Annotated in this window: 11 protein-coding genes and 2 pseudogenes; 5 read left to right on the forward strand and 8 right to left on the reverse strand. The window is 69.0% G+C overall.

Annotated elements, in window-relative coordinates; all coding sequences use genetic code 11:
* Positions 1-305 (reverse strand): universal stress protein (locus AV521_RS34670; RefSeq protein WP_179023610.1); only part of this gene is annotated, 305 nt, incomplete at its 3' end.
* Positions 306-515: 210 nt separating this feature from the next.
* On the opposite strand from AV521_RS34670, the gene AV521_RS34675 reads away from it, so the two are divergent.
* From AV521_RS34675 to AV521_RS34685, 3 genes and pseudogenes are all read left to right on the forward strand, one after another.
* The gene (locus AV521_RS34675; protein WP_256725787.1) at positions 516-1481 is read left to right on the forward strand and encodes a ferritin family protein; all 966 of its coding nucleotides are present in this window, start codon (positions 516-518) and stop codon (positions 1479-1481) included.
* A 177-nt stretch (positions 1482-1658) separates the two neighbouring features.
* Positions 1659-2749, forward strand: a pseudogene (locus tag AV521_RS34680) (integrase core domain-containing protein).
* A 374-nt stretch (positions 2750-3123) separates the two neighbouring features.
* Positions 3124-3917, forward strand: a pseudogene (locus AV521_RS34685) (integrase); the annotation flags it as partial.
* Between the two features lie 502 nt (positions 3918-4419).
* Here the strand turns inward: AV521_RS34685 and AV521_RS34690 are convergent.
* Both AV521_RS34690 and AV521_RS34695 read right to left on the reverse strand, forming a co-directional pair.
* A complete protein-coding gene (locus AV521_RS34690; protein ID WP_076094230.1) occupies positions 4420-4770 on the reverse strand; it encodes a hypothetical protein in 351 nt (116 codons plus the stop codon).
* A 2-nt stretch (positions 4771-4772) separates the two neighbouring features.
* Positions 4773-5237 carry a prevent-host-death protein gene (locus tag AV521_RS34695; protein ID WP_076094232.1) on the reverse strand — a complete coding sequence of 155 codons (465 nt, stop codon included), beginning with the start codon at positions 5235-5237 and terminating at the stop codon, positions 4773-4775.
* Positions 5238-6095: 858 nt separating this feature from the next.
* On the opposite strand from AV521_RS34695, the gene AV521_RS34700 reads away from it, so the two are divergent.
* A complete protein-coding gene (locus AV521_RS34700; protein ID WP_076094234.1) occupies positions 6096-7499 on the forward strand; it encodes a glutamate decarboxylase in 1404 nt (467 codons plus the stop codon).
* A gap of 67 nt (positions 7500-7566) precedes the next feature.
* On the opposite strand, the gene AV521_RS34705 is transcribed toward AV521_RS34700, so the two are convergent.
* From AV521_RS34705 to AV521_RS34725, 5 genes are all read right to left on the reverse strand, one after another.
* On the reverse strand, positions 7567-8472 hold the full coding sequence (locus AV521_RS34705; RefSeq protein WP_076094236.1) for an ABC transporter substrate-binding protein: 906 nt from the start codon (positions 8470-8472) through the stop codon (positions 7567-7569).
* Between the two features lie 64 nt (positions 8473-8536).
* On the reverse strand, positions 8537-9292 hold the full coding sequence (locus tag AV521_RS34710) for an SDR family NAD(P)-dependent oxidoreductase (RefSeq protein ID WP_076094237.1): 756 nt from the start codon (positions 9290-9292) through the stop codon (positions 8537-8539).
* On the reverse strand, positions 9289-9969 hold the full coding sequence (locus AV521_RS34715) for a TetR/AcrR family transcriptional regulator (protein WP_079249537.1): 681 nt from the start codon (positions 9967-9969) through the stop codon (positions 9289-9291). Before AV521_RS34715 ends, AV521_RS34710 begins: the two co-directional genes overlap by 4 nt.
* An 810-nt stretch (positions 9970-10779) precedes the next feature.
* The gene (locus tag AV521_RS34720) at positions 10780-11184 is read right to left on the reverse strand and encodes a nuclear transport factor 2 family protein (RefSeq protein ID WP_076094239.1); all 405 of its coding nucleotides are present in this window, start codon (positions 11182-11184) and stop codon (positions 10780-10782) included.
* A 47-nt stretch (positions 11185-11231) separates the two neighbouring features.
* Positions 11232-12467, reverse strand: coding sequence for an FAD-dependent monooxygenase (locus AV521_RS34725; protein ID WP_076094241.1), 1236 nt, complete (start codon positions 12465-12467; stop codon positions 11232-11234).
* Between the two features lie 275 nt (positions 12468-12742).
* On the opposite strand from AV521_RS34725, the gene AV521_RS34730 reads away from it, so the two are divergent.
* Entirely contained in the window at positions 12743-14137 is a 1395-nt protein-coding gene (locus AV521_RS34730) for an amino acid permease (protein WP_107481109.1), read from the forward strand.
* Positions 14138-14300 lie beyond the last annotated feature (163 nt).

Here is a 14300-nt window from a genome sequence, read left to right on the forward strand (position 1 = left end):
CGCGACTCGATCTCCAGCACCATCAGCGGCTCGCCGACGGTGACCTCGCGTGTGATGTCCACGTGCGGCGCGACCTCGCGTGCCCGTTGTTCGGCGTCGGCCAGCGTGCCGTCCACCAGCTCGCGCACCCCTGCCCTGGCCGGACTCCAAGGAGGCCCACCAGGCGGTGGATGGATCGACGGCCACCCGAAGGCGTGCACCAGCCGTAGGCCGACCCCGCTCAACACCGCCTCGTATGCCGCCGTCTCGACCGCGTCCAGGCTGGACGGTGAGCCGTCGACCCCCGCGACGACCGGTTTCGCCATGCCCGCCTCCTCACCAGTCAGGCTCTACGGGCCGCCTGCCCGGCTCTCATCCATCCTCCGCCACCATGCCCGGCACCGCATGGGACCAATGGATCTCCCGCACGCTCCGTCATCACCCGGACAGCTCAGCAGACACGGCATGGGTGCACCCGAACGGGTCCTATGAGGAAGGGGGCGCTGTCACTCAAGAGGCCCCCGGAGGAGGAAGTCGTGTTCCGCCACTCGATACGAACGCTCCTGGCCGGTCTGTGCGCGCTGACCGCGGCATCCCAGGCGGCCCCCGCCCTGGCCCTCGCCGCCCCGGCCTGCCCCCACCCACAGGTGCAAGCTGCCCGGGCGCTACGCGCCCAGACGCTCACGGACCTCACCACCACCATGAAAGGCGAGGCGTTCGCCTACGCCTCCTACAGTCTCTTCGGCACCCAGGCCGACCGCGAGACGCACCCTGCCGTCGGGCGGCTCTTTGGGACCACGGCGCAGACCGAGCTGAACGAGCACCTGCACGAGGCGGCCACGCTGGCTGGCGTGGTCGGCACGAACGCGGCCAACCTGCACCAGGCCATCAAGGGAGAGACGTACGAGCACCAGGTCATGTACCGCGGCTTCGCGGACCAGGCCCGGCAGGACGGGGACACGAACGCCGCCGCACTGTTCACGGAGATCGCCGCGGACGAGGGCCGCCACCGCGACGCCTTCCGCACGGCCCTCCACGTCGTGAACTCCGGCCAAGGCGCCATCCCGGCTCCGCAGAACGCCAAGACGGTGCCGGTGCCCGCCGGGCTGCCGAAGGTGCACGCCGCCCGTACCAAGACCAACCTGGACACCGCGATGCACGGCGAGGCCCTCGCCTACGCCAAGTACATGCTGTTCGCAGCGCAGGCGAAGAAGGCCGGGAACCCCTCACTGGCCCGCCTGTGGGAAGGGACAGCGGCAGTGGAGCTGCACGAGCACTTCGCCGGCGAGGCCGTACTGGCCGGACTGGTGCGCACCACGAAGGAGAACCTGAACAAGGCCATCACCGGGGAGCGTGCCGAGGCGACCACAATCTACCCCGGGTTCGCCAAGCAGGCGAAGGCCGCCAGTGACACCGCTGCCGCCGCCTACTTCCGCAACACCGCCGCGGACGAGGCCAAACACGCAGCCGCCTTCCAACAGGCACTCAACCAGCTCCACTGACCCCCTGGCCAGGCCGCGAGACCGGCCGGACGCAAGCAAGAACATCCGGCCGGTCGACGCTGCGGGTGCCGAGAAATCATCCGCCCGGGTCGCGGCCTTGACCGCCGATCTCTGGTCGTGCCCCAGCCCACCCAGTCTCTTCACGTGCACAGGCGCGTACACCATCATGATTCTTTCGTGCTGCTGCGCTTGACCTACTCGCCGCGACCAACACCCTGGCACTCCTGCGCCTTCTGCCGATGAGCGACCGCGACAAGGACATCGAGATCCTGGCGCTGCGCCACCAGCTGCTGGTCCTGCAGCGTCAGGTCGGCAAACCCACGTTCACCGCCGCCGACCGCGCCGTCCTCTCCGGCCTGCTCCACCACCTCCCGACGGACAAGCTGCGGCACCTCCTGCTGCTGGTACGTCCAGACACCATCCTGCGATGGCACCGTGACCTTCTCAAGGGACGCCATGCTGCGGCCTGCGTGCCCAAGCGCCGCGGCCGCCCGCCCACCGTCCGCTCGATCCGCACCCTCGTCCTGCGCCTCGCCTGGGAGAATCCCTCATGGGGGTATCGCCGGATCCACGGCGAACTCGCGGCTCTCGGCGTCAAGGTCGCCGCCTCCACCGTCTGGGAGATCCTCCGCGCGCACGGCATCCTGCCCGCACCCGAACGACAGAACACGACCTGGGCCGACTTCCTCCGCAGCCAGGCCGACGCACTGCTCGCCTGCGATCTCTTCGAGACCCGCACCTTGACCGGCGCGCGCCTGTACGTCTTCGCGGTCATCGAGCACGCCACGAGACCCATCCGGATCCTGGGCGCCGCGGCACATCCGACCGCGCAGTGGATCGTCCAGCTCGGACGCAACCGCCTCATGGACCTCGAGGACGCGGGCAGCAAGGCCACGTTCCTCATCCGCGACCGCGACTCAAAGTTCACGGCCGCCTTCGACGACCTGCTCGCCGACGCAGGACTGAAGGTCGTCACCACCAGCATCCGGATACCCCGAATGAACTCGCTCACGGAGCGGTGGATACAGACCTGCCGCAGGGAGCTCCTCGACCGCACCTTGATCTGGAACCGGAGCCACCTGCTCCACGCACTCCGGGAGTTCGAGGCCCATTACAACCAGCGCCGGCCGCACGGAACGCTGAAGCAAGCCGCTCCGCTCCGCCCGCTACCCGAACCGATCAGCGTGCCAGAGACGAGCAGGCACCTGGAGGTGCGCCGACGGGACCGGCTGGGTGGAACCCTACGTGAGTACGAACATGCGGCTTGACCAGGCCGGATGATTAATCGGCACCCGCAATGACGATTGCGGCGGCGCAGGCGATGCCGATCTGCGGGGCGGCGATGCCCATGGCCTTGGCGAAGGCTGCGCCACCATCAGGACCCGTGAGGTGCTGCCGGACGGGTTTCCTCCGGGAGCGCGATGGAGCTTGGCCAGCCGTCGCCGGGATATGAGCGACCGGGTCAAGTGAAGGATATGACGAACGGGCACTCCGGACCGTGCCGATCCCCCCGCCTCGTAGCCCGCTATGTGGGAATCCGCCCGGCTGACGTGGACTGCCGGTCGGTTGACCGGACGGGGACCGAAGTAGGTCACCGCCGCGTTCGGGTTGGGGGACCCTCCCGTAACTCAACGTGTTACCAATGAGGGAGACAGAACGGTTGACGTATCTCGCTGTGACGAACGCGTTCGCGATGCTGCGCGTGCTGCCTATGAGCGACCACGGCAAGGACATCGAGATCCTCGCCCTGCACCATCAGCTCATGGTGCTGGAACGCCAACTCGGCAAGGAGAGGGCGCGGTTCGCCCGGGCGACCGGGCGTTCCTGGCCGCGCTGCTGCACCGTCTCCCGCGTGGCGTGCTGCGCCAGGTGCGGCTGCTGGTGCACCCCGATACGGTGCTGCGGTGGCACCGCGACCTGCTCGCGCGTCGGGACGCGGCCCGTTCCCGGCCGGGCCGGCCCCGCACCGTGCGCTCCGTCCGTGTCCTGGTGCTGCGTCTGGCCCGGGAGAATCCCGGTTGGGGCTACCGGAGAGTGCAGGGCGAACTGCTCGTCCTGGGCGTGCAGGTGGCCGCCTCCACGGTATGGCAGATCCTGAAGGAGGCGGGGATCGACCCGGCACCCGAGCGGGGTTCCAGCACCTGGACGGACTTTCTGCGCTCCCAGGCCGATGCCCTGCTGGCATGTGACTTCTTCGAAGCGGTCACCCTGTCCGGGGCGCGGCTGTACGTGTTCGCGGTGATCGAGCACGCGACCCGCCGGATCCGGGTCCTGGGTGCCACCGCGCACCCGACCGCCTCCTGGGTGGCGCAGGCCGCCAGGAACCTCGTCATGGATCTCGAGGATGCCGGCTGCCGGGCCCGGTTCATGATCCGCGACCGCGATGGGAAGTACCCCGCCCTGTTCGACACCGTCCTTGAGGATGCAGGGATCGAAGGCGACACAGCCGAGAACAGCAGCGATGTACCACGGTCAGTTCGACGCTCGGCACGCACGACCGTGAGCGTAGAGCACGCCGACAATCAGAGCGCCTCGCGAACACGATGGCCGCGCCACCCGGCCTCTCCGGTCGTACTCGAGGACCTCCGGAAGGCGGGAGCTGCCAAGGCCGAGGGCGCGCCTCCTCTGCCACAAGCGCAAGTCGACCGGATCGTCGCCATCCTGCGCCGGGCAGGCTCTCAGGCCAGTGCACGTCGTGGACGCGGAGCGCCACACCGGACGGCTGGGGGCCGTGAGAGCGGTACTCGGCATCGGCGGCACGGGGTGCGTTCACGCTCCTCTCGCGTTCGCGCTCACCCAGTGCCGCAGCGCGAGTCGCCCTTTCCCAAGGCCGCGCCGCCCTCGAAGTGAAGTCAAAGTCCCCGGTTGCGGCAGCCACACGGCGATCATCCCAATCGGATGCGCGCTCACCGACGATGTGCGACGCCGCGAAGCGCGCCTACTTCGTCTCGTTCGGGTGGCTCGTGTGCACCTGCTCCAGGAAGACCGTGCGCTCGTGGACGTAGAACCAGATGCGCGCGGTGCCCTTCGCAGTCGGTTTGTGCTGCCACCGCTCATGGGTCGCGCCGCCACGCTCGATGACGCCGAGCTCACCCTTGAGCCGGTAGTTCGTCGGCGTCGTGGACAGTGGCGTCCGCGTGAGGAAGTCCCAGGTCTCCGTCATAGGGTTGCGGATCGTCGCGACGAGGTCGCGCCACCCCTTCTGCGCGTCGGCTGTGGCGAAGCGGATCTCGTACTCGATCTTCTTAGGAGGGCGAGGAACCAGCTCGCCCTTCCTGGCGGCCGCCACGGCTACGGACGCTCCACGGTCTCATCCTCGTCGAGCCACTCCAGACCGGCGCTGCCGCTGCTGAGCCCGGCCGCGACGGCGGTGGCCGTCTCCTTCCAGGAGGTCAGCTCTGCGATCGCGAGGTGCGGCTGATCGGTGGAGAACGACGCGCGCGCCGCATCGACGAGGTCCTGCGCGCAGGACTCCCGGTCGGCCGGCGACAGCGCGAGCATCCAAGGGAAGGCCTTGGACATCCGCTCGGCGAGCGAGCCGCGGTCATCGAGGGTGACGGTGATGAGCTGCGCGGCAAAGTTCAGCAAGCGGGCACGACCCTCGGCCTCGCGCTGCGACATCAGGACCAGAGCCTCGCCGTCGCGCCGGGTCACCGTCACGGGGTGGTCCTCGGCCTCGGCGAAGACCTCGGCAGAGTGCTTGCTCAGGTCCGAGGAGCGCCGAGTCGCCACGGGGAGGTCTGCTGCGATGGTCATGGATCCATAGTATTCGGAACGTATTCGGAAGTCCAGTGGAGACCGCCCGCGCCGTGCCACTGAATCCTTCGCCCGACCCATTGTCCGACCAGGGACACAGGCATCTGACTCACGCCCGCACGCGGCGTCGCGATCCCGATCCATCAAGCCCTCCTGGCCGACACCACCGGTCGACGCGAACAGCACGGCTTTCCCCGCTACCAGCAGGGCGCGACTCAGCCAGGATCACCCCTTGCAATGCCCCAGTTGGTGCCGGTCCGCGCAATTCGCCACTCCGTGTGGAATATCGCCTCGGCAGCTTGCAGGGTTCCGGGTAGGTCATGTACACGCTGCGGACGAGCGGACGCCACACGCTTGTCGGGACAGCTCGACGCCGGAGGCCACCTCGCGTCAGACCGCTTACCGCACCCATCCGTGACCCCGCTGTTGTGAAACGCGGCCGCGAGGGGATTGCCGGGCGCGAGGGCAAGGCACGTCGAGATCGTGGCGCCCGTGGACAGCCCGGCGGGGGACCCGTACTCGCCGGCTGATCATCGGCGCACAGCACTCCGACACGCAAACAGGTGACTCCCGTTCGCCGGCCCCAGCACTCAGATCTTCGGCCACCACGCACTCGGCGGCGGCTGACACCACCTTGCAGGGCGAGTATCGCTTCGCCGCAGCCTCAAGAAGACGGCACCCCCAGCGGCATTGCCACGGCGAACCCATGACCAGCATTGACACGTGAAAAATCCAGCTCATTAGTATGCAAATCGATCACTGGATCGGTGCAATCGGCACATATGCCGGGCTCCAGGAGGATCTAGCGTCCGAGATGTACGCGGTTCGCACACGGACCAGAAAGGCATACACGCTCCCATGCCCATCCCGGATACCGGCATCGTGCCGGAAACAGCGCCCGACACCCTGATCACGTCCCCCCGCCCCCGCCAGCACACGGCCGAGGACCTCTCCCTCCCAGCCGATGAACTGCCCAACGCGGAATCATCGCCCGACGCCGTCTGCCGCCGCGTACGGGACGAGCTGATGCTCGACGGCAACGCACGGCTCAACCTCGCCACCTTCGTGACGACGTGGATGGAGCCACAAGCACGGCAACTCATGGCCGAGACCGCTGAGAAGAACCTCGCGGACCGCGCCGAGTACCCCCAGATCACAGCGATGGAAGACCGCTGCGTGCGGATGCTGGCCCGGCTCTGGCACGCGCCCTACCCGGAACAGGTCCGCGGCTGCTCCACCACCGGGTCCAGCGAGGCGGCCATACTCGCCGGCCTGGCACTCAAGCGGCGCTGGCAGGCCCGTCGGCGCACACAGGGCAAGGACATCGGACACCCGAACCTCGTCATGGGCGCGAACGTCCAGGTGTGCTGGAAGAAGTTCGCCAACTACTTCGAGGTCGAGCCCCGTTACGTCCCCATGGAGCCGGGCAGACACCACCTCACCCCCGACACGCTCACCGCCTACTGCGACGACAACACCATCGGTGTCGTCGCCGTCCTCGGCTCCACCTTCGACGGCTCCTACGAGCCCGTCGCTGACATCTGCATGGCCCTGGACGGATACCAGGCCGCCACCGGCACCGACATCCCCGTGCATGTCGACGGCGCCTCCGGCGCCCTGGTGGCACCCTTCCTCGACCCCGGCCTCATGTGGGACTTCCAGCTCGAACGCATCGCGTCCATCAACGCCTCGGGGCACAAGTACGGCCACGTCTTCCCCGGCCTCGGCTGGGCCCTGTGGCGCAACGCCGAAGCCCTCCCCGAGGACCTGGTCTTCGAGGTCGACTACCTCGGAGGCACGTCCCCCACGTTCACCCTCAACTTCTCCCGCCCCGGCGCCCATGTCGTCGCCCAGTACTACAACTTCCTGCGCTACGGCTTCGAAGGGCTCAGGAACCTTGCAGACCAGTGCCGTACGACCGCCCGCGCACTGGCAGCACAGATCCGGAACACGCCCCCTTACGAGCTGATCACGGACGGCTCCGAGCTTCCCGCCTTCGCCTTCCGCCTCGCCCCCGACACCCCGGAGTTCACCGTCTTCGACGTCTCCCACGCCATGCGCGCACGAGGCTGGCACCTGCCCGCCTACACCTTCCCCAAGCCGTGCCAGGACGTCTCAGTCCTGCGCCTGGTCGTACGCACCGGCTTCACCACCGAACTCGCCCGGCTCTTCCTCTCCGACCTCACCCAAGTCACCAGGCAACTCCAAACGCACGGCACGCGCGCACTCCCGTCCCTTCGCCGGCCCTCAGCCGTAACCTGAGCCCAGCCGCCCATCGGCACTGGGGCACGAGCCAGGACCGTCTTGTCGGCGGACGGGCCTGCGCGCTTCACCGAACGCTCCATCGAACCGGGGTCGACTCCGGACCGGTTGCGGTGCGGTAGAACTCGGCCGCTGTGACGGTGGCCGGGACGCCGAGTTCGGCGGCGACCGCGGTGATCGCCCTGTCGGCGACGGTGAGGTCGGCTCGGCCGTCGGTGGTGTAGTGCGGTGCGATGAACGTCTCGTAGTGGGCTCGGACCTCGTCCTCGGTGTGTCGGCCCAGGAACGTCCGCATGTGCCGGACCGTGGTGTCGGGATCGTCGTGGATCACCTGAAGGGCGCGTTGGTGGGCTCGTACGACGGCCCGGACGGCGGGGTCGTCCGGGTCGGTGTGGGTCGGGTCGACGGCCACGCCCACGGTGGGGATCTGGAAGTGGTCGCCGACCCAGGCCGGCACCTGCCAGCCGTGCTCGGCGGCTACCGCCTCCGGTGCCATGGTGCTGCCGACATAGGCGGCGTCGATGCTGCCCTCGCGCAGCCGGCGGAGGTCCATGCCGTAGTCGCCGGGCCGACGGACGATGGTCCGCACGTCGTGGTCCGGGTCGAGTCCGGCCTGGCGTAGCACGATCCGGGCGAAGCACCCGGGTGCGGTATGGGGGGCGTGTATCGCCAGCCGCCGGCCAGCCAGGTCGGTCAGGGAGGTCAGGCCGGGGCAGGCGAGGAACCAGAACAACGGGCTGTGGGTGTTTACGTTGAGTGCGATCCAGGGGATGCCGTCGGTCAGCCGGGACAGCAGTGCCCGGCCGAGTCCGATGGTGACACTGCGGCGCAGCCGTTCGTCGTCCCAGGAGCAGCCGTCGCGCAGGGCGACGTGGACGCCCTCGTCGGCGTAGTAGTCCTCCTGGTCGGCGACGTAGGCGACCAGTTCCTCGTGCAGGCCCCGCCCGACGTAGGCGAGATCGATCGTGTACATGAGTGCTTCCGTTGGTCGGCCGGTCAGGGACAACGCGGCCCCGTCCGCGCTGGACATAGGAGCGTCAGTACATGGCCATTCCGCCGTTGACCGCGGCGGTGGTGCCGGTCATGAAGGTACTGTCCTCGCTCGCGTAGAAGGCGACCGTCTGAGCGACATCGGCGGGGTGCGCCAGGCGACCCAAGGGGGTGGCCGCGACCTGCCGTTGCTTGACCGCGTCGTCGATCACACCCGCGAGGCGGGTCTCCTCTACGGGGCCGGGCGCGACGGTGTTGACCGTGATGCCCTGCGGGCCCAGTTCCTGGGCGAGGTACCGGGCCATCCCTTCCAGTGCGGCCTTGGACGCGCCCAGTGCGATCATGCCCTCCCGGGGGCGGCGGCTGAGGCCGGTGCCGAGGTAGATGACGCGTCCCCAGCCCTGTTCGGTCATGTGGGGCAGGACCGCTTTGGTGACCACGTAGGCCGCGTGCATCTCGTCGTTGAGCTTGCCGCCCAGCTCTTCCCACGTCATGTCCTGGAAGGGCTTGATCGCGTACGGGATGAGCGCGTTGTGCACGAGTACGTCGATGCCGCCCCACGCCGCCTGGACCTGATCGACCATGCTCTCGACCGCCACTGCCTCGCGGACGTCGGCCTGTACTGCCATGGCCTGGCCGCCCGCGGCGTCGATGTCGGCCACGACCTGTTCTGCCGCCTCGCTGCTGCGGAGGTAGTTGACCACCACGCGCAGCCCTCGTGCGGCCAGCAGACGCGCGGTGGCCGCGCCGATTCCGCTGCTGGCCCCTGTCACCAGGGCCACCCTGCCGGTTGTCCCCGTCATGGGCCCACCTCCTGTTCGTCATCGCGGGCCGTCGGCACAACCGCCCTCAGTCGTTTGTTGTCGATGCCGGTGTCTGCTGAGCGGATCGCCCCGTAGAGCATCGTGTCGACGGTCGCCCGCAGCAGATCGGCCGCGGTCCAGTCCATTTCGCGCGGCAATTGCGAGGTGAGCAGCCGCTCTAGCGCGCCGCGGGTGATCTCGCTCAGCAGCTCGGGCGGCGCGGAGAGCAACCCTTGTCGGTGCCCGTCCGCGAAGAGCTCGTCGAGCCGCCGGTAGACCACTGCGTCCACGCGCTGCTCCACGTGCCGGCGCACTGCCGCATCGCCCCGTCCCGTCGCGAGCTGGGCCGCGCCAATCCGCTCGAGCTCCGTTCCTGTCGCGATCAGGAATCGCTGCACCCGCACGCGGAACGGCTGCGCTTCGGCATCCTCGGCAGCCGCCACCAGAGTGCGCTCCACCGCTGCGAACTGCCGGTCCAGTACCGCCGTCAGCAGACTGCGCTTGTCGGGGAAGTGACGGTAGATCGTCTTCTTGCTCATTCCCAGTTCGCGGGCGAGGTCGTCCATACTCACCCGCCCGGAGCCCGGCGTGAGGAACAGCCGGCCAGCTGCCTCCACGATCACCTCGGCACGCTGCCGGTCATGCGGGGAAACTTTAGAAACCACTTCCGTTTCCATAGTTTCCAGCGTCCCCCCGCATCTACGCACTGTCAAGCCGATTCCCCCGGGCGCCTGGGACCGAATGCTCACTCCGCTCGTGCACGGCGAAGCTGGAAGGTTTTGCCTCCCAGCAGGGAGGAATCCGGTGTAGTCCCGGTTCCGGTCGACGGCACTGAACGGGCGCCCGAACATCCGACGAACCAGAGTCCGGGTCCGCCGCCGACTGCGATCGCCCCCGGTCGGTCCTGCAACACCCCCGACCAGCGCTGGACGAGGCGCTCGGTCCCCTCCCCTTCGCGCACACCGCTTGGATATCGTCCGGCAGCCACGCACGAAGCACGCCGCACGGCATCGGTCGCCATAGGAACTGGCTAGCGGCTCTGGGCACGGCCGGTGCCTCCTTCGGCGAAGCCAAGTTCGCGCGTGCCCGCTTGGAGCGACGCCGGCTGGCGCAGTGGGACGAGAAGTGGGCGCGCATCGTTGTCGGCCGAGGCTGGGCGGCCGACTGACGCCCGATGCGGTTGTGCGAAGCGACACAGGATCGAGCCGAAGGCCGGGGATGGCAGCGCAACCGAGATCTGCGTCCGTGTACTCGATCACAGGCCGCAAGACATCGCGGTTGCGGTCGCTGTGCGGCCGGAACGCTGTTCTTCCGTCGCCCTTCCGCACGTCTTCAGGCCGACGGAGACCCGGGCCGCCCGCGACGGTGCGCAGTTCGCACAGTTGGGACAGGGTTTCCTCGCTCTGGGCGAGGTGGGCTCCAGCAACTCGGTGACCCGTCGGCAAGGCTGTGCACAGATGCGCTGCAGGCCGGGAGCGTCACCGATCTCAGCCAGGGTCAGGAGTACCGGCGTAGGCGGCCTGCAGTGCCTCGGAGCGATCGGTGTAGCCCGTGATGCGGATGATCGAGCCCGCCGTGACCTCACAGACCTGATACACCGTGGCCTCTCCGGCCGCCACGGAAGCCGGGCCGTGAACACGCAGGCCGAGTACGACGGCCGCCGGATAGGTGAAGGTCTCCTCGATCCGCACACGCAGTCCGAGAGCGTCGAGACGGACACAACGGCTCAGGACGTGGGAGCGGCCACGGCAGTCTGCGCGGGCCCCGTCCGGCCGGGTCCAGCTCACGTTGGGGTGCAGGACCTCTGCCAGAGCCCTCCAGTCGGCGGCGTCCAGGACTCTGCGCAGGTGAGCAGTGACGGCGCCAGGGCCGCGCGGGAGATGTGACTGCATGTGGATCCCTCCGGGATTCCTGGGCTTCCCAGCCCAGCGCGAACTGTTCATGAGCGGCGGGGACTTGCAACTCCCGAGCCGGGCTCCGCGCTCACCCAGGCCGGGACCACCGCGAACTGCCCCAAGGAGGGTTGTCGCCTACCGGCAAGCGCGCCACCGACAAGACGGCGCGAGCCGGGAAGTCCCGTGAGCCGCAAGGCAGCCCGGCGGACGCGCGCCTGTCGCAATGATTCGGGGACGAACCAGTGCGCGGCCCTGCGGGCGACGCGCTGCCTGTTTTTGATGACGGGCCGCCACAGTCGTTCATAGGCGTGCAGCGCGTCCTCGATCCGGGAAACTCGGGAGAGTTGGTCGGCCAGCACATACGCACCACCCATAGCCAGAGAGGCGCCCTGCCCCGCCAGCAGGGACACTGCCTGGCAGGCATCACCGACCAGCACGACCCGCCCATGACTCCAGCTGGGCAGGTCGGCCTGCGCGACCTGGTCGTAGTAGATCCGGGAGGGCGGAGGACACTGGGCCAGGGCGCGGGGCACGAGCCAGCCGAGCGAGCCGTACTCGCGGCGCAGGGCATCCCGTACGTCGCCGGGGCGGGAGGGGTCGGCGGCCCGGTGCACGGTGAAGGCGGCGACCTCGTCGTCGCGCAGCGCGTACAGGCCCATCTGCCTGCCAACGGTGTCGGTGAGGCAGAAGCGGTCACCGATCTGCGCGTGCACCTGAGGGTCACGGAAGGTGAACGCGGCCGTGTGGTAGCCGAGGTAGCGCACGTACCGGTGTTCCTCGCCGAAGACGAGGGTGCGCACCGTGGAGTGGAGGCCGTCGGCACCGACGAGGAGATCGGCGTCGATGCGACTGCCGTCGGTGAGGGTGACGTGAACACCGTCGGGCCGTGCGTCAACGCTGGCAGGGCCGACGCCGAAGCGCAGGCGGACGGCGAGTGACAGGCGTTCCCGCAGGGCGAGTTCGAGGTCGGGCCGCATGATGCTCAGCAGCCGGCCACGCACGGAACGGGCGAACCGGCCGTACGGGAGCCGGGCGCGGCACCGCCCCTCCCCGTCGAGGAAAGCAGCCTCCGAGACCGGGTAGCTGAGTTCTTCGAGCCAGGGCAGTACGCCCATGACTTCGGCCGCGTCGTACCCGGGGCCGAAGAAGTCGATCATGTAGCCCTCGGTGCGGGGCTGTGGCGCCTTCTCCAGGACCAAGACCTCCCAGCCGAGCATGTTGTGCAGGCGGCCGGCCAGAGCGAGCCCCGCGATTCCGGCCCCGCAGATGACGACCCTCATCGGTGCACACCACCCTTCTCAGCAAGCTCGGTCAGCGGGTTCTCAAGCCACCCTCCTTTTTGCACTATGCAAAGCTTAGCGTCAAGCCGACCGGAGAAGCCCGTCAGGGCGCCATGTACTTCCGCCATGGACTGGATCGCGTGAATCTTGACGCTCCCCTAACGCCTCACTGGTCGAATTCTTGACGTAGCTTTGGCGGCGGTGTGCCGGGAAGTCTGGTCGGCGGAGTGTCCTCATTGAGATCCGTCCGTCAGGACGTCCAGGAAGGTCTTCGCGTGTCCCTCTCGAAGGCAGCCGCCGCCACCCGCACAGCCGCCTCCCCCGCGGTACGCGGCCCGCGCCGGTCCGTACTCTTCTTCGCGTTCGCCTTCGCGGTGATCGCCGATCCGGTCTCCTCGGTGGCGTACGCGATCGAGGCGGCGCTGCGCGCCCTGCACGGCGACCTCGCGCTGCTGCTGCCCACGATGAGCCTGGTCATCGGGCTCGTCGTGATCGTCACCGCGAACTACTGGCAGCTCGTGCGGCGCTTCCCCAAAGGCGGCGGCGCGGCAGCAGCGGCCGGGCGGGCCTTCGGTGCCCGCTGGACGTTCCTGCCCATCGGCGCGCTGGTCGTGGACTTCGTGCTGACCATCGGCATCTCGATCGCGGCCGCGGCCAGCGCGGTCATCGCCCTGCTCCCGGGCCTGGCCCCGGTCCGTATCCCGCTCGCGCTGCTTCTGCTCCTGGTCGTGGCGGGGCTCACCTGGTTCGGGCACGGCGGCCGACTGCTGTTCGCCGTCATGACCGTCGCGTTCGTGCTCATCTCCGTCGCTGTACTCATCCTGGGCTTCGCCTCGCCCCATTCCAGCGGGCACGCCGCCGCAACGACCGACCCCGGCCGCCCCGCCGCCCTCGCTGTCGTCCTGGCCTTCCCGGTCGCGATGGCGCTGGCCACCGGGATCGAGGCGCCATCGACCGCCATCGCACAGCTCGGCCAGCTCGACGACACGCACCGCCGCCGCTTCGGCCGCGGCACACTCGCGCTGCTGCTGGTCATCGTCGGCGGCCTGACCCTGGCCCTGACCGCCCTCGCCGTACGCCTGCACATCGGCATCCCCAGCGCAGACTCCACCCAGATCGCCGACATCGCGCACGCCGCCGCCGGACCAGGCTGGCTCTACGACGCCTTCCAGCTGACCAGCTCCCTGCTGCTGCTCGCCGCGGCCAGCTCCTCCTTCCAAGCCGGGCCGGGACTGCTGAAGGCACTGGCAGGAACGGCCGACCGGCCCGGAGTGCTGCCCCCGGTGCTCGGCCGGATCAACCGGCACCACACCCCGTACTGGTCCGTGGTCGTCTACCTGGCCGCCGCCGCCCTGATCATCGTCGCCGCGACCGGCCAGGAACAGGAACTCGTCCTGTTCTATGCCGTCGCCGTCTTCGTCAGCTTCCTGATCGGCCTCGTCGCCATGGCCCGCTTCGCCCACCGGGAACAGAAGACGGGCCTGGCCTGGATGAACGGCCTGGCCGCCGCGGCCGTCGCCTTCACCCTCGCAGTGAACCTGCTGCGCGGCTGGCCCATGCTGTCCCTCGCCGCCACCGTACTCATCGCGGCCGGCCTGTACGCACGGTGGACCCGGGCCGCGCGCCCCGCCGGCATCGAGGACGTCGAGGCACGCGCAGAAGCGGAGTGATTTCCGGGGTCGGCGACCGCCTTCGCGGACGATGAGCACCGGACGGGCGGCATGCTGCACACCGCGCTGACTGACCGAGCCGAGGAGCATCCCCGGCGAAGGTGCCACGTCCGCGGTTGCCCACCATGAGGAGATCGGCGTGCCGGGCAGCCCAGTGCAGCAC

The sequence above is a fragment of the Streptomyces sp. IMTB 2501 genome (assembly GCF_001953885.1).
Lineage (GTDB): Bacteria > Actinomycetota > Actinomycetes > Streptomycetales > Streptomycetaceae > Streptomyces.